The organism is Pseudoalteromonas sp. SWN29 (assembly GCF_015864465.1).
Taxonomy (GTDB): Bacteria; Pseudomonadota; Gammaproteobacteria; order Enterobacterales; family Alteromonadaceae; genus Pseudoalteromonas.
Map to the genome: position 1 here is coordinate 323 of NZ_JADYXE010000153.1, position 308 is coordinate 630.

A 308-nucleotide genomic window follows, 5' to 3' on the forward strand; every position below is an offset into this window, starting at 1 on the left:
CAGTTCGTCGCCGCCAACCTTGATTGATTTATGCTCGAAGATAGTTCCATCGAATAAATCATTAAAGAAACCATCTACAACAACCGGATATGAGTCAGGATCTCGCGGACTAGTCTCCTTCTTGTGCAATTTGCGGTAGTTAGGATTGGCATAGATGCTTGGGTTAAGTAAACGTACTTTCATTTGTGAATCCTCTGTGATTGGTTGTTTTGCTTCAATAAGGCCACTATATCAAATGGCCTTGCGGAAGGTTTAGCAATTCGTGCTATTTAACCACTACTAGAAAGATAATCACCAGGAACAGAAGC

At 41.2% G+C, this 308-nt stretch carries 1 protein-coding gene; it reads right to left on the bottom strand.

What is annotated here, in order from left to right; all coding sequences use genetic code 11:
- Positions 1-183, bottom strand: a 183-nt coding sequence (locus I6F53_RS20235; RefSeq protein ID WP_197240952.1) for a hypothetical protein, incomplete at its 3' end; no start/stop codon positions are given.
- Positions 184-308: the final 125 nt, after the last annotated feature.